The organism is Aurantivibrio infirmus, from assembly GCF_054767315.1.
On the sequence record NZ_BAAFSK010000007.1, the window covers coordinates 44,249 to 60,398 of the forward strand.

Below are 16,150 nucleotides of genomic sequence, written 5' to 3' on the forward strand. Positions count from 1 at the left end.
AAGCGGGAATTGCCCGATTTATATTGCAGTAACTATCTTTGGGGTAGGTTTGCGTATTTCAATTATCTGGGAAGACAAAAATAAAATTAATTGATCTGGATCAAGAAAATATCTATATCAAATACCGGAAGGCTTTGGAGGCATTATTTTTGTACGATAAAAGTTAGGGTGTCGTCAGGAGTACTTTTAGTGACAATTTGTCCTTTTAAATCGAGCGCCTTGGGGTTTTTCGCAAAGCCGATATTTTCGAGCTGCATCAATTGTTGCTGCAAGGAAATGTAGTAGATCATCGTCGAGTAATTATGAAAAATATCATTGATGATGGAGTACTCGGCGCCTCGAAAATCTAGCTTCTTATACCTACGGCGATTAAGATAACGTACTGTCGTGAGCTTGCAGAAACGAAAAGCGCGAACTAAAAGCTTTGCGGGGTTGAGGGAGAGTTCAAATTCTGGAAATAGAAACGGCCTGTCGTGGGCATGCGATTCTTGGTTGAAAGTCGAGAATATAAAATATCCCGTTGATTTAAGTATCCGCCTTACTTCTCTCAAAATTTTCAGTCTACCTTCGTGGTCTACCATGCAAATTCCTTCACAGGCGAAAACGACCAGAGAAAACGAATTGTCCTTAAACTGAGATAAATCTCGCGCATCAACATGTCGAAATTCAATATAGGGAAATTGTTTTTGGCAGAGCGCCACCATTTCGGCAGAGTAATCTACGCCGATATAGTCCTTGCTAAGTTCGTTAAGCGCTTCTACTGTTCGACCACCACCAACGCCAATATCCAATATAGCTTGGCCACTGATTTTGTCTGCAATTAGGTCGAAGGCTACTTGTTCGGCAGGCTTTAAGCCGCGCCAGCGTGAATAAACTTCCTGCGCCTCGAGGCTGCTCATCGTCGTTTGGTTGACGTCATCAATAGATGACGTGCCGCCTATACTTACTGAATTTTCCAAGTGAATTCCAAGTCGGTTTTAAATTATATTAAGTGACAAGTTTGTAAGCCGGTTTAACTTACCAAGTTGCGTCCACCATCAACAGCGATAATTTGCCCGGTAATATAGGGCGCGTCACTGACTAAAAAGTTTATAGTTCTGGCTATGTCGCTAGGCTCACCTATTTTTTTTAATGCTATCTTTTTTGTAATAGATGCTTTGATTTCATTTTCTAACTCTGCGCTATCTTCTGGCCATAAAATTGCACCGGGCGAGATTCCGTTAACTCGAACCTTGGGTGCCAAATCTTTTGCAAGTGATTTGGTAAGCATGATATTGCCTGCCTTCGCGATGCAATAAACTGGGTGATCAGAAAGAGGCCGCTCACCATGAATATCGGCAATGTTTATTATGCAGCCTTGCGTTTCCCCTAAATAAGCCGCGCAAGCTTGGCTTAAAAACAAGGGCGCTTGCAGATTGCTACCCATGAGATCTTGCCAGTGATCGACGGTAATTGATCCAATCGGGGTTGCATAAAAGCTCGACGCATTGTTAACCAGTACGTCGAGGCGAGACCAGTGTTGCTTTGCTTCATCTGCCAGTGCTTTGAGCGTATCGACTTTACAAAGATCCGCACAGATGGTGATAGCTGAATTTTTTCGGATGCTATTAAGTTGATTGCAGAGCTTCTTCGCATCTGATTCTGATCGATTGTAATGAATGACAAGGTTAAAGCCATTTGTATGTAAGTGTTGTGTAATCTCAGCACCGATGCGTCTTGCAGCGCCGGTTACTAAGGCAACTTTGCGAGTACCTTCGGTAGATTGCGTGTTTTCGTTGGTTTCGTTATTCATTGTGATTCATATCATGTGAAAGAGGTTGAGGTTGAATCGAAGCTGTTTTTAAAATCTCGTAAGGCGTGGATTCGTAATCGATGTAATTCTTCGCCAAATGCTTTGCCTTGATACCGGTCGCTATCAACATCTTTGCTGGAAATAGCACAGCAACGCTGAAACGCTTTTTTAAAAAATTTGGTTTGCGGATATTCTCTATTTTCAAGCCCTGTCCTGCCTCTGGCGTCAGCTTCGCAGCACAAAAGAAATTCCTCAAAACGTTCCGGGCGTCTAAAGCTATCTAAGGCGTCCAAGGTTTTTAATATTTTTTTTGGCGTCATTTCCAGAACGCGATGACAATGTGTATGGTATTCCGCGACTCCCAAAGCTAAATCTCGATGCTCATTGGGTATTGCTAAGCGCTTACACATATTCTTGATAAGCTTGCCGCTTTTAGATTCGTGTCCAATATGCCGAGGTAATACGTCTTCGGGAGTCAGCGCCTTTCCTAAATCATGAACGAGGCTGGCGAAGCGTACGGTAGTTTTGTCACTGAGAATTGCTGCCTGCTGTAGTACCAGCAGTGTATGAATGCCGCAGTCAATTTCTGGGTGATGTTGTGGAGGTTGTGGAATGCCAAACAAATTATCGATTTCAGGTAGGAGTCGTTTTAACGCGTCGCATTCTCGTAATACTTCGAAAAACACCTGAGGATTTTTTTCCGCCAATGCGCGCGACATCTCTTTCCAAACCCGTTCAGAAACGAGATGGTCCACTTCTCCGTTTTCTACCATAGACTTCATCAGATCCTTGGTTGGTTCCGCTACGGTAAAACCAAGGTGGTGATAGCGAGCAGCAAAGCGAGCGACTCTCAAAATTCGGACCGGATCTTCGGCAAAACTGGGTGATACATGACGAAGCAATTTGTTTTGAATGTCTTGCGCCCCTTCATAAGGGTCAACCAAGTTTCCTGCGTCATCCATTGCGATGGCATTGATGGTTAGATCACGCCGGCACAAGTCCTCTTCTAAGCTTACGTCCGGAGCGGCGTGAAAAGTAAACCCGGCGTAACCATGGCCCGATTTTCGTTCAGTTCGCGCCAAGGCATATTCATCGTTGGTTTCGGGGTGAAGAAAGACTGGAAAATCAGAACCTACTTGGCGAAATCCCCGATCTAATAATTCCTTCGGTGAGCCACCGACAACCACCCAATCGTTTTCGATACTAGGGTAGTTGAGAAGCTTGTCACGAACAGCGCCGCCGACTAAGTAAATTTCCATTTCGTTCAAGAATGTTTCATTGAGTGATACGTTGGTGTTAAACGGTGCATTATAGAGAGGCGAGGCTAAGACTAAAAGGCTTCTTAGATCGTCGGTTCTAAACCAGTGACGGAGATTTTAAAGTGAATTCCAGAAAAACTACGCTTGCATCAGTTGATCTAACTACCGTAGTTTGGAATTATCTATGCTTGTTCAGGATCTCTATCGGGACAATGAAAACTTTGCCTGATGACGTCGTCCTGTAGCGAGTGTAGGTGCACATCAAAGCCCCACAGGCGGTGCAAATGTTTTAACACCTCGTTCGCTGAGTTGCCAAGAGGTTTACGAGAGAACTGATTGTGATGAAGGGTGAGTGATCGATCCCCGCGTATATCGACGCTGAATACTTGAATATTGGGCTCGCGATTTCCTAAATTATATTGTCCTGCTAGTTGCTCCCTAATTTTTTGGTAGCCAGAGTCATCGTGAATTGCGTTGACTTCGATATCTTTTTCTTCGTCATCATCAATAACACTAAAGAGCTTTAGGTCTCGAATAACTTTCGGAGACAAAAATTGTAAAATAAAACTTTCGTCCTTGAAGTTACGCATCGCGAAATCGAGAGTCTTCAACCAGCCGCTGCCGGCGATATCTGGAAACCAGTGCTTATCCTCCGCCGTAGGAAATTCACAAATACGACGAATATCAGTCATCATCGCAAAGCCTAAGGCATAAGGGTTTATGCCGCTATAGTAAGGGCTATCGTAGGGAGGCTGATAAACCACGCTGGTGTGAGATTGTAAAAACTCCAACATGAAACCTTCGGTGACTTTTCCGCGTTCATATAAAGTATTAAGTAAGGTGTAGTGCCAAAAAGTTGCCCAGCCTTCATTCATCACCTGGGTTTGCCGTTGTGGATAAAAATATTGGGCAATTTTTCGAACAATTCGCACAACCTCACGTTGCCAAGGTTCAAGTAAGGGCGCGTTCTTCTCGACAAAGTAAAGCAAGTTTTCTTGCGGTTCGGAAGGAAACCGTTGTTGCTTGTGTAGCGATGCGCTATCGCTATCGACGGGAATCGTTCGCCATAAATCGTTCACTTGTTTTTGTAAATATTCTTCTCTCTCTTTTTGCATTTCCCGTTCTTGAGCGGCGGAAATAGGAGAGGGGCGTTTGTATCTGTCAACGCCGTAATTCATTAGAGCGTGACAAGAGTCTATTGTGGATTCAACTTGATCAATTCCATAGCGTTGCTCGCATTCAGAAATATAATTTTTGGCAAATAGCAGATAATCAATAATTGAATCGGCATCAGTCCAGGTGCGAAATAAATAATTACCTTTAAAAAAAGAATTGTGTCCATAGCATGCGTGAGCGATCACCAGTGCTTGCATGGTAATGGTATTTTCTTCCATCAAGTAAGCGATACAGGGGTTGGAGTTAATGACTATTTCATAGGCTAGACCCATTTGCCCACGATTATAGGAATTCTCAATATTAAGAAATTGTTTTCCATAGGACCAATGACTGTAACCCAAAGGCATACCAACAGAAGCATAAGCGTCCATCATCTGTTCGGAGCTAATTACTTCGATTTGATTGGGATAAGTGTCGAGGCGATATTCATCAGCGAGGCAAGCGATTTCTCTATCGTACTCATTAATAAGTTCGAAATTCCAATCAGAGCTAGTTGAAATATAGTTTTTCTCGTTGGACTCTTTCATGCGTATTTCTTCTGGAATAGTTCTCGGAATACTGGATAGATATCCCCGACATCGACTATATGTTGCATCGCAAACGATTCTGGGAAGGCTGCTTGCACACCCTCATATTCTTCCCAGAGTGCTTGATGATCCCGCGGAGTAATTTCTATGTAAGAGTAATATTGCAGTTTCGGCATAATGTCATTTACTAACAAGTCGTAGCAAATACTAGAGTCGTCGTTCCAGTTATCGCCATCAGAGGCCTGTGCGCAATAGACATTCCATTCCGATAGAGGGTAACGTTCGGCTAATATTTCTTTAGTAAGCTTAAGCGCGCTGGAAACTATCGTTCCACCGGTTTCTCTTGAATAAAAAAACTCTTCTTCATCAACTTCCTTGGCACTGGTATGGTGGCGGATAAATACTACTTCGGTCGTTTCATAATTTCTTTGCAAGAATAAATAGAGAAGAATAAAAAATCGTTTGGCGATGTCCTTCGTGGATTGATTCATAGATCCAGAAACATCCATCAAACAAAACATCACGGCTTTGGAACTCGGTGCAGGTTCTTTGACATGAAGGTTATATTTAATGTCGAAATCATCGAGCCATGGAACTCGAGATATCTTTCCTCTCAAGCTGGCGATTTCGGCGAGAAGCATTTCGATTTTTGAATGATCCCGTTTGTCATCACTGACAGCTTCAAGTAACGCGAGCTCTTTTTCGAGTTCGGCGAGCTTGCGTTTTTTACCGCTCGATAGTGCAATTCGCCTTGCGTTTGCCGCTCTCAGTGAGCGAACAATATTAATTTTCCCGGGATTTCCTTCATTACTAATGCCAGCGCGACGCATCTTGAATTCATCGCCACCGGCGAGCTGGCGTTTCACCAAGTTAGGAAGTTCTAGATCTTCGAACATAAAGTCTAGAAATTCTTCTTGAGTAATCTGAAAAACAAAATCGTCCATACCTTCGCCACTATCGCTAGCGCCGGAACCGCTACCGCTTCCAGAACCACTGGGAGGCCTTGGTATACGATCACCAGAAACGAATTCTTTATTGCCAGGAAGTACGTTGGAATAACGACCGCCGCGGCCGTGTTGAAATACGGGCTCGCTTATATCCTTGGTCGGGATGCTGATTTTCTCGCCATTTTCAATATCTGTGATGGAGCGTTTCGAGACAGCTTCAGAGACAGCCTTTTTGATGTGTTGTCGGTAACGCCGTAAAAAACGCTGACGATTTACAGCGCTTTTGTTTTTTGAATTCAGTCGTCGATCAACAATATAGCTCATAGCTTACCTTAACAACATTGTACAAACCTTAAGGGTTGCAGTAGAAAATCACGATATAAATTATCCTTGCGTACTACTGCGACTTTCTAACCCTTAAATACCACTCGGATAACAAACGGACTTGCTTCTCGGTGTAACCTCTTTCAACCATCCGGTCGACAAAGTCTTGATGTTTCTTACGATCGTTCGCAGATGCCTTGGCATTAAAAGAAATTACTGGGAGCAAATCTTCGGTATTCGAAAACATCTTTTTCTCGATAACGGTACGCAGTTTTTCATAACTGTTCCACACTGGGTTCTTTCCATTATTGTTTGCTCGTGCCCTTAATACAAAATTAACGATCTCGTTACGGAAGTCTTTTGGATTACTAATGCCTGCTGGTTTTTCAATTTTCTCAAGTTCTTCATTAAGCGAAGAGCGATTAAGAATCTCCCCGGTTTCAGGATCGCGATATTCCTGATCTTGAATCCAAAAGTCGGCATACGTGACATACCGATCGAAGATATTCTGTCCATACTCAGCGTAGCTTTCTAAGTAAGCTGTTTGAATTTCTTTGCCAATAAATTCCACATAGCGAGGTGCTAGATGTTCTTTGATAAAAGTTAAATACTTCTCCTGTATTTCTGGCGCGTACTGTTCTTGCTCAATCTGTTGTTCAAGCACGTAAAGTAAATGCACTGGATTTGCGGCAACTTCCGTTGGGTCGAAATTAAATACTTTGGAGAGAATTTTAAATGCAAAGCGGGTGGACAACCCTGACATACCTTCATCTACACCAGCGGCGTCTTTATATTCTTGCAATGATTTCGCTTTTGGATCGGTATCTTTTAAGTTTTCACCATCGTAGATACGCATCTTCGAGAAAAGATTGGAGTTTTCTGGTTCTTTAATGCGTGAAAGAACGGTGAACTGAGATAGCATTTTTAAAGTATCCGGTGCACATTGCGCTCGCGCTAGTGAACTATTTTGCAGCAATTTGTCGTAAATTTTTATTTCTTCGGAAACCCGCAAACAATAGGGTACTTTTACGATATAAACGCGATCGATAAACGCTTCATTGTTTTTGTTGTTTTTAAAAGTCCGCCATTCTGATTCATTAGAGTGCGCGAGGATAACGCCTTCAAATGGAATTGCTCCAAGTCCCTCTGTAGAGTTGTAGTTGCCTTCCTGTGTCGCGGTTAATAACGGATGCAAAACTTTGATTGGGGCTTTAAACATTTCCACGAATTCCATCAAACCTTGGTTTGCGCGGCAAAGCCCACCGGAAAAGCTATAAGCGTCGGGGTCATTCTGTGGATATTCTTCAAGTTTACGTATATCTACTTTACCAACGAGAGAGGAAATATCTTGGTTGTTTTCATCACCGGGTTCGGTTTTTGATATTGCGATCTGGTCAAGTACCGAGGGGAAAATGCGTACGACTTTAAATTGTGAAATATCGCCGTTGTATTCATGTAAGCGTTTAACTGCCCAAGGCGACATTATTTGATTGATATAGCGTCTGGGAATACCGAAATCTTCTTCTAATATCGCACCATCTTCCTCAGGATCGAAGACGCCAAGTGGCGATTCAAAAACCGGAGAACCTTTAATGCAGTAAATGGGTTGTTTCTCCATTAAAGATTTTAGTTTTTCTGCGAGCGAAGATTTACCGCCGCCAACAGGCCCAAGCAAATATAAAATTTGTTTCTTTTCTTCCAAACCCTGTGCCGCGTGCTTGAAAAAGGAGACGATTTCTTCAATGCATTCTTCCATGCCATAAAATTCTTCAAATGCAGCGTAACGCTTGATTACTTTATTTGAAAAAATTCGACTGAGGCGGGAATCTCTTGAGGTATCGATAAGTTCTGGTTCACCTATAGCCATGAGTAAGCGTTCGGCTGCGGATGCGTAGATACCAGGATCTTTTTTACACAGTTCTAAGTATTCCTGAATGGAAAACTCTTCCTGTTGCGTGGTTTCGTAGCGATCTTTGTAGTGGCTAAAAATGTTGCTCATAAACCTGCCTCTCTCAATACCAATTAGTGGGTTTGGCTATATTCAAAATTAGTGGTCACATTTTCATCGCGATAATATTTGTTATTGTTTTATTTATCGGTTTTTTCGTCCCCTTCAATGATGATTGTCAATGGCTTAAGCATAGCTGCAAAAACCGAACTCGGCACAATGATTACGTCAAAAAAATATCAAATAATTAATTGCTCGTAAATCTTCCTTCGCTACCTTGAAAAATAGTCAAAATTCAGGCCAATTTGTTTTTCGATTTGTAAATTAATTAGAACCGGATTTTTCATAGACAGCAAAAAGTGAATAGTATTCAAAGTTTTATTCAAATTTGGCTCTATAGCTGACGGTGGGTCGAAAATGCGCATAGATGGGTTAAAAAGGGTCAAGTAATTCCTTTACAATAACGAATTATTTTGACGACCTTACCCATTTCTTGAGGTGAGGCTTAGCTAGAGGCGAGTAAAAACAGTGAATTCAGAAGATTTATCAACGTCGAAAATACTAGTGACGGGGGGTGTCGGTTATATCGGCAGTCATACCTGTATCGAGCTGATGGAAGCAGGTTTTGAACTCGTGATTGTTGATAATTTGAGCAATAGCAAACCATTGGCCTTGGAGCGTGTTGAGTCAATTAGCGGCAAAAAAGTGCCCTTTTATAAAGTTGACGTCACTGATAGAGCAGGGTTACGAGAAGTCTTTCAGGCTCACCAGATATCAGCGGTTATTCACTTCGCAGGATTGAAGGCGGTGGGGGAGTCCTGTGAAATCCCCTTACGCTATTACCATAACAATGTTGAAGGCACTGTTGCTTTGGCGGAAGTTATGGCGGAATTCGGCGTCCATCGCCTAATATTTAGTTCTTCTGCGACCGTATATGGTGATCCAGCATCGGTGCCCATCGATGAGACGTTCCCGACCTCAACAACTAATCCGTATGGGCGCAGCAAACTCATCGTTGAGGAGATTCTCAGCGATGTATGCAGTGTTCCTAACAATCCTTGGGCAATCACTTTACTTCGGTATTTCAACCCCATTGGTGCTCATGAGAGCGGTAAAATTGGTGAAGACCCGCAAGGCATACCTAATAACTTATTGCCTTATGTCGCCCAAGTTGCCATCGGTAAATTAGAAACCCTCAATGTATTTGGCGATGATTATGGGACCCGAGATGGAACCGGCGTTAGGGACTACATTCATGTCGTAGACCTGGCGAAAGGCCATGTCAAAGCCCTGCAAAAATTACTCGATAGCAAGCCTGCTTGTTATACCTACAACCTAGGTACTGGAACCGGTTATAGCGTTCTTGAGGTTATTAAAGCGTTTGAAGCGGCAAGTGGTCGTAGTGTTGCATATCAGATCGGACCAAGGCGGCCGGGTGACATTGCCGAATGTTTTGCTGATCCTACACTGGCAGCGAAAGATTTAGGTTGGCGTGCGGAATTCGATTTGGCACGCATGGTGACTGATGCCTGGCGCTGGCAGTCGCAGAATCCGAAGGGTTACGATTCTTAGTGCATCGTTAGTTTTTAAAAAGACCCCCTTGGTTTAGCCAACGGGGTCTTTTTTTGTCAATTTAAATTGTTTTTAGACTGAAGTCTTTTTCCAATTTCCCCTAAGAAAAAACACTAAGCCAATTATACAAATCAAGCTTTCCGAAAAAGTGACTGCAATAAAAACCCCTGAAGGTCCATATTCAAGCGTATTTGCTAGTAAGTAGGCAAGAGGGATTTGCGTGCACCAGAAACAGAAAAAATTAATCCAGGTGGGGGTCATGGTATCGCCGGCTCCGTTAAAAGCCTGCATGAAAACCATGCCTGCCGCCCAAAAGCCAAAGCCGAAACTCATGATTCGCAAGCATTGAATGCCGTAATTCGCGACTTCTGGTTCTGGGCTGTAGAGCGACATTATCGTTACGGGAAAAAACAAAAATATAAAGGCGACACTTAACATGTAAGCAACATTGTATTTACAAACTTGCCAAACGGTGTCTACGGCGCGCTGGGTTTGTTTTGCACCGAGGTTTTGCCCCACTAATGTTGCGGCAGCATTACTAAGCCCCCAGGCTGGGAGGAAGCAGAACATTACGCTGCGAATTGCCAAGGTATAACCCGCAACCGCGTTTGATCCATGTTGTGCAACAATCGACATTAAAATAACCCAACTTGCGGTGGCGATGAGAAACTGGCCAATTCCCCCCAACGACACGCGGATTAAATTGATCAGCAAGGGGAGTTGCAAGTAAAGGTTTTTCAAGCGTATTTGAATTCTACGATTATTCTTACACAAAAAATAAACTTGAAAGGCGACCCCAACACCACGACCAATATTGGTCGCCACTGCAGCGCCCGTTACCCCCATTTCTGGAAATGGTCCGAGGCCAAAAATAAAGCAAGGGTCGAGGATGATGTTAATTGCGTTGGCCAGCATCAATGAATACATAGCAATACTAGCGTCGCCCGCACCGCGAAAAATACCATTGTTTAAAAACAAAAATACAATCGTAAAGCAGCCGCCAAGCATAATGCTGGTGTAGTTTTTTCCAACTGTGATAACGCCTTCTTCCGCACTCATCAACGCTAGAATGTCTTCTGCGAACAAAATCCCTATCGTTGCGACGACAACGGAGACTAAAATTCCGAGCCAAATTGCTTGGCCGGCAGCATCAGCCGCTGCTTGCGGATTTTTTTCGCCGATACGTCGCGAGACCAAAGCCGTAGTTCCCATGCTTAGACCTATGGCGATAGCGTATAACAAAGTGATCACCGCTTCGGTGAGCCCCACTGTCGCAACGGCATCGGCATCGCCAAGTTTGGAGACAAAATATATGTCGACGACGGCGAATATTGATTCCATCGCCATTTCCAAAATCATTGGAATGGCCAAGAGAAAAGTAGCCTTTTTAATGGAGCCTTCGGTGTAATTTATTGATGCGCTTCCTTTTACGGCATCGAAAAAAAGACGATACCCGGAAACCAATTTTTTATAAAACATGCTTTAACCTATTGTATTTGTTGTGCTTAACGAGGTTAAGCGAATGGCAATCGATAGTCTTGACTACGACATTTTGGGTTTCGGACAAATACTAGGTAGGGAGCGAGTTCACTAAGCTGGAAACATTAAAACAAGTTTCAGCTAGAAAAGGCGGCTAGAAAAGTTAAACAGGAAGTTCGATAAGGGTGTGCGATCAGCATCTGCAGCTGATGGTATTAACTTCATAATTTTTATAATGTTAAAAATTATTTTTTGACGAAGCGTTTAAATCTTTTAAGCATCTACCTAGTACGATTGTAAGGGTTTGGATACATTCATCTTATGCAATCTCCATTGGAAACGAGTTGCGGAGTATAAGATGAAGTTTTTTTAAGGTCTAGCAGAAATGTTTGTGAATGGATCAATGGCAGTAAAAAGAAGGATTTTGCATGAAACAATCGCAATGACTAACACTCACAGGAATACCAGACTTTGTCTTCAAGGCGCATAGCCGACAATTTACGTCCCCAGACGCAGCCAGTATCCAAGGCAAAAGCATGGGGGTGCCCAGTTTTTCCGTCGATGCTCGCCCAGTGTCCAAACACAATATTATCTTTTTCCGTTTCTCGACCTTTTATGTCAAACCATGCGCTGTAGCCTTTTGGAGCTTGATCTTTTCCCAGCTTGCAATCAAGGTTTAAGCGCCCAATCTCATTACAAAAACGCATGCGCGTAAAGTAGTTGGTGATAAGCCGCCAGCGATTAGTGCCGCTCAGCGATTTATCCCAGCGGTCCGGTGTGTTTCCATACATACTTCGTAAATAATTTTCGAATTGATTGCTTTGCAGAACCGCTTCAATTTCAGCGCTTCGTTTTAAGGCTTTTTTAATTGTCCACATCGGTGGGATGCCGGCATGGACCATCGTGAATGCGAGTACGGGATCATGGTGGACAAAAGGGCGATGGCGCAACCAAGCGAATAGTTCATGTCGGTCAGGTGCATCTAAAATGGCTAGCATATTGTCATTGCGGCCCATTTTTTTATAACCGTGTGCGATCGCCAACAGATGCATGTCATGGTTCCCCAGCACTGCGACTACAGAATTTCGCATCTGAAATAAAAATCGTAATGTACCAAGCGAATCGGGGCCACGATTAACAATATCACCACAAACCCAAAGTTTATCTTTTTGGGGGTCAAAGCTAATTTTCTTTAATAAGCATTCTAATGCGGGTAAACATCCCTGAATGTCGCCAACTGCATATGTCGCCATGGGTTCTCTATAGGTAGGTTAGGGTTCTAATGAATTGCTTGAGGTGGGACTAGAGCGAATGCCGGGACGGCGGCCTCAAAAAGGTCGCCTAAATCTGTTTTCATTTCGTAGCTTCCGCGCATGGTGCCAAATTGCGTTTCGAGAATAACACCGCTGGTATAAGTGTAATTGTCTCCAGGTGCCAATCTGGGTTGCTGTCCGACGACTCCCTCACCTTGCACTTCTTGAATTTTTTCATTGGCATCTGAAATTATCCAATGCCGATTCATCAATTGTGCCGCTTGATCACCACAGTTCGTAATCGTAATGGTGTAAGTGTAGACGTAGCGATTCTCTTTGGGACGGCTTTGCTCGGGTATATACGTGGTTTTGACGGTAACTTCAATCGGGGCTGATTTCATAATGTCGAGCAATTTATTCTAAGTGAGTAATGGATGAGTGAAGGTGTGTATAACGTTTTCATTTTATCAAGGTATCTAGCACACGATCATTTCGGGTTGAATTGAAGGTTATTATTCTAAATTAAAAAGTTGATCACGGAAATCTCTATCTAGGAGGTTAGCAAGTTTGACATAATCCTTTACGTCGAGATTTTCAGGCCTAAGAGTGATGTCTATTCCTTCCTGCTCGCCAATTGTTGTCACCGCTTCGAGCGGCAATAATGTTCGTAAGCTATTACGCAAGGTTTTCCGCCTTTGCTGAAAGCAACGATTAACTAATTGTTTTAACAAAGCGATATCGTTTGCAATAAATGGCAAACTCCGATGGGGTTCAAGTCTGACAATAGCTGACTGTACTTTGGGTCGCGGAGAAAAACATTCTGGTGGTACCAAGAACAGACAATCTGTTTTGCAATAATATTGCACAATTACTGACAACCTTCCATATTGTTTGCTGCCTTTACGCGCGACGATGCGATCGACTACTTCTTTTTGCAACATGAAATGCATATCTTCAATCTGAACGGCGGCTTCCAATAAGTGAAAAATTAGTGGTGTCGAGATGTTGTAAGGAAGATTGCCGACAACTCTCAGAGAGTTTTCTTTATCGACCAGCTGAGAAAAGTTAAATTTAAGCGCATCGCCTTCGTGGATGTGTAAGTTGTTATATTTTTCTTTCAGTTTACTAAGCCGCGCGACCAGGTCTCGATCGACTTCAACGACATCTAGATGATCACAAGTTTCCAAAAGAGGTAGCGTTAACGCACCTTGACCCGGTCCAATTTCAACAATACGTTGCGTTGATTTCGCAGCGATAGATTTAATAATCTTATCGATAATGCCCGTATCAACCAAAAAATTTTGACCAAATCTTTTTTTCGCCTGATGTTGTGGATTAGGTGACGACGCGCTGGATGAAAAGCTCATTTGAATACTTTTTGCTGCGAATGGTTTTTGAGTGGAAGTATTGTACAGGAATTCGAGAGCGGCTCTTGTATTAATTTATCAGAATAGATTTAACACAAGAAACTCAAGGTATATGTGCCATTTCGATGGCGGTAAGTAATGCGACCTGCAGGCTGCCTGGGTCGGCGTTACCTTTGCCCGCAAGATCTAAAGCGGTACCGTGGTCAACAGAAGTTCGGATGATGGGCAGGCCAAGAGTAATATTTACTGCATTGCCAAAGCCTTTATATTTTAAGGTTGGTAAACCCTGATCGTGATACATGGCAAGAACCGCGTCGGCATTTTTTAAAATTTTCGGTGTAAAGACTGTATCAGCAGGCAGTGGTCCTAGTAATTCTAAGCCTTGTTCACGCAGTGTTTGTAAGCAAGGCTCAATGATATCGATTTCCTCTCGTCCCAAATGGCCGCCTTCACCCGCGTGAGGGTTTAAACCGCAGACAACAATGCGAGGTTTAGCAATGGCGAAGTTTTCTTTTAGCGAGTCGTTAAGAATTTGAACGGTTTCATTGAGGTTTGTTCTAGTTATTTGTTTCGGCACCTCGCTCAAGGGTAAATGAGTTGTAACTAAAGCAACACGCAATCCTTTTGTCGCTAGCATCATGACGACTTTTTTTGTCTTGGTTTTTTCAGCTAAGTATTCTGTGTGGCCACTAAAAGATATGCCAGCATCATTTATTACGCCTTTATGTACTGGGGCGGTAACGAATGCCTGTGTGATTTTTTTCTGGCAAAGTTCGATAGCAAGATCAATAGTCTTTAATACGTAAGCTGCATTTTTGGGGTTTAGCTTTCCCGCTTCACAGGGCGCATTTAATTGAATGGGCGCAACGCAAAGTTCGTTCTTCGATGATGCTTTTGCTGGTAAGTCTGAATTAAACTCGCGGACTGTCAAAGGAAGTTTAAGTTGTTGAGCACGCTGTAGTAATAACTCTGGGTCAGCGACGACGACGAACTCATGCTGATGACTTTGCTGTGCAAGTTGTATTAGTAGGTCTGGGCCGATGCCAGCGGGTTCACCGGGGGTGATTGCAATTCGAAGGGTCATTGAGTTTGGCGTGACAATTTAAGCAAAGGGGCAGTGTAAGAAAAGGGGGCAGCGAATTACGCATTGCTGCACCCAGTTCGGATGTGTTTATTGTTGCGTTTCTTCTTCAGCTTCTCGAAGGGAAGCCAGTTTAATGTCGACATAAGCATTATCGCGAATTTCTTGTAACCAAATTGGGAGCTCTTCTTCAAAGCGCCGGCTCATTAACAAATTTCTCGCTTGATTACGTTTGAATTCTTCACTCATATCTTCTTGGCGACGATCTTCAATCCACAAAATATGTAGGCCACCACGAGTTTTAAATGGTTCACTGATTTCGCCCACTGGCGTCGCATTCATGACCACTTCAAATTCAGGATAAAAATTTCCTGGGGTCGTCCAACCTAAATCACCGCCATTAATTGCGGAGCCGTCTTTAGAGTGTTCTTTTGCTAACTCGCCAAAATCTGCACCGTTGAGGATTTTCTCACGTATGTCTGCGAGCTGTTGTTCGGCTTCTGCTTCGCTAAGAATAATAGACGGAATAAGAATAATATGGCGAACTTTAGTTTGTTCGACGAGTTGCTGTTCGCCGCCACGTTGTTCACGAATTTTCAACATATGAAAACCAGCGTCACTGCGAAAAGGTTCGCTCACGCCGCCTACGGCTAAATTTTTCAGCTGTTCAGAAAATAATTCTGGCAACTGAGCGGCTTGTCGCCAACCGAGATCGCCACCTTGTAAGGCGTTTTGTCCGGCGGAATAGGTTGTCGCTATTTGGCCAAAATCCGCACCGTCGAGTATTTGTCGGCGTAATTCATTTGCTCTATCTAAAGTTGCTTTAACTTGCTCATCATTAGCGCTGGTGTTGAGAGGAATTAAAATATGTCCCAACAAATAATTAGGCGATTCCCAAAATTGACCTTCTTTTGAACTCAAAAAGCTATCGACATCATGATCAGTAATTTGGATTCGTCTAAGTAATACACCGCGTTGGACATTGGTAATTAATAGTTCTCGGCGAATGTCTTCTCGTAATTCACCTAGGCTCGTGCCTTGTGCATTAAGTTGCGCGATAAATTGTTCTTCGTTTAATTGGCTGCGTTGCTGCATCTCGATCAAGCTGGCGTTGACTTCTGCGTCGTCAACTGTTGCGCCGGCGCGAGCTGCCATTTGTAGCTGCAGTTGCTGAACAACCAAATGCTCTAAAATTTGTGCTTTAAGAACATCTTCTGGTGGCAGCTGTTGGGCGTCCTGGTTTTGCAGTCGAGCTGTGATGGTTCGTAGCTGAGAATTTAATTCACTTTCCATTACAACATCGTCATCAACCACGGCAGCGATACGGTCAAGCGTAATCGTCTGAGCACTGACACTGTTTGATAAGGTTAACGAAAAAGCTATTGATGCTAATAATGCAGTTTTAATTTTCATGGGCTATTCACA

Annotated in this window: 13 protein-coding genes; 1 reads left to right on the forward strand and 12 read right to left on the reverse strand. The window is 43.2% G+C overall.

Annotated elements, in window-relative coordinates:
• Positions 1 to 143: 143 nt before the first annotated feature.
• The 6 genes from ACYUCY_RS15495 to ACYUCY_RS15520 form a co-directional block, all read right to left on the reverse strand.
• Positions 144 to 959, reverse strand: coding sequence for a class I SAM-dependent methyltransferase (locus tag ACYUCY_RS15495; protein WP_460227432.1), 816 nt, complete (start codon positions 957 to 959; stop codon positions 144 to 146).
• Between the two features lie 53 nt (positions 960 to 1,012).
• Positions 1,013 to 1,792, reverse strand: coding sequence for a pteridine reductase (locus tag ACYUCY_RS15500; protein ID WP_460227433.1), 780 nt, complete (start codon positions 1,790 to 1,792; stop codon positions 1,013 to 1,015).
• A gap of 11 nt (positions 1,793 to 1,803) precedes the next feature.
• Entirely contained in the window at positions 1,804 to 3,051 is a 1,248-nt protein-coding gene (locus ACYUCY_RS15505) for a multifunctional CCA addition/repair protein (RefSeq protein ID WP_460227633.1), read from the reverse strand.
• A 182-nt stretch (positions 3,052 to 3,233) separates the two neighbouring features.
• Positions 3,234 to 4,754 carry a SpoVR family protein gene (locus tag ACYUCY_RS15510; RefSeq protein ID WP_460227434.1) on the reverse strand — a complete coding sequence of 507 codons (1,521 nt, stop codon included), beginning with the start codon at positions 4,752 to 4,754 and terminating at the stop codon, positions 3,234 to 3,236.
• Positions 4,751 to 6,025 carry a YeaH/YhbH family protein gene (locus ACYUCY_RS15515; RefSeq protein WP_460227435.1) on the reverse strand — a complete coding sequence of 425 codons (1,275 nt, stop codon included), beginning with the start codon at positions 6,023 to 6,025 and terminating at the stop codon, positions 4,751 to 4,753. Before ACYUCY_RS15515 ends, ACYUCY_RS15510 begins: the two co-directional genes overlap by 4 nt.
• 73 nt (positions 6,026 to 6,098) lie before the next feature.
• The gene (locus ACYUCY_RS15520; protein ID WP_460227436.1) at positions 6,099 to 8,024 is read right to left on the reverse strand and encodes a PrkA family serine protein kinase; all 1,926 of its coding nucleotides are present in this window, start codon (positions 8,022 to 8,024) and stop codon (positions 6,099 to 6,101) included.
• 477 nt (positions 8,025 to 8,501) lie between these two features.
• Here ACYUCY_RS15520 and galE point away from each other — a divergent pair, with 477 nt between their 5' ends.
• Positions 8,502 to 9,545, forward strand: coding sequence for a UDP-glucose 4-epimerase GalE (gene galE, locus ACYUCY_RS15525; RefSeq protein ID WP_460227437.1), 1,044 nt, complete (start codon positions 8,502 to 8,504; stop codon positions 9,543 to 9,545).
• A gap of 72 nt (positions 9,546 to 9,617) precedes the next feature.
• Here the strand turns inward: galE and ACYUCY_RS15530 are convergent, their stop codons facing one another.
• From ACYUCY_RS15530 to ACYUCY_RS15555, 6 genes are all read right to left on the reverse strand, one after another.
• The gene (locus tag ACYUCY_RS15530) at positions 9,618 to 11,024 is read right to left on the reverse strand and encodes an MATE family efflux transporter (RefSeq protein WP_460227438.1); all 1,407 of its coding nucleotides are present in this window, start codon (positions 11,022 to 11,024) and stop codon (positions 9,618 to 9,620) included.
• A 446-nt stretch (positions 11,025 to 11,470) separates the two neighbouring features.
• Positions 11,471 to 12,277 carry a symmetrical bis(5'-nucleosyl)-tetraphosphatase gene (locus tag ACYUCY_RS15535; protein WP_460227439.1) on the reverse strand — a complete coding sequence of 269 codons (807 nt, stop codon included), beginning with the start codon at positions 12,275 to 12,277 and terminating at the stop codon, positions 11,471 to 11,473.
• 26 nt (positions 12,278 to 12,303) lie between these two features.
• Entirely contained in the window at positions 12,304 to 12,678 is a 375-nt protein-coding gene (gene apaG / locus ACYUCY_RS15540) for a Co2+/Mg2+ efflux protein ApaG (protein ID WP_460227440.1), read from the reverse strand.
• A gap of 111 nt (positions 12,679 to 12,789) precedes the next feature.
• Positions 12,790 to 13,644, reverse strand: a complete 855-nt coding sequence (gene rsmA, locus ACYUCY_RS15545) for a 16S rRNA (adenine(1518)-N(6)/adenine(1519)-N(6))-dimethyltransferase RsmA (RefSeq protein WP_460227441.1) — start codon at positions 13,642 to 13,644, stop codon at positions 12,790 to 12,792.
• A 103-nt stretch (positions 13,645 to 13,747) separates the two neighbouring features.
• Positions 13,748 to 14,728 carry a 4-hydroxythreonine-4-phosphate dehydrogenase PdxA gene (pdxA, locus tag ACYUCY_RS15550; RefSeq protein ID WP_460227442.1) on the reverse strand — a complete coding sequence of 327 codons (981 nt, stop codon included), beginning with the start codon at positions 14,726 to 14,728 and terminating at the stop codon, positions 13,748 to 13,750.
• 87 nt (positions 14,729 to 14,815) lie between these two features.
• Positions 14,816 to 16,138, reverse strand: coding sequence for a peptidylprolyl isomerase (locus ACYUCY_RS15555; RefSeq protein WP_460227443.1), 1,323 nt, complete (start codon positions 16,136 to 16,138; stop codon positions 14,816 to 14,818).
• Positions 16,139 to 16,150: the final 12 nt, after the last annotated feature.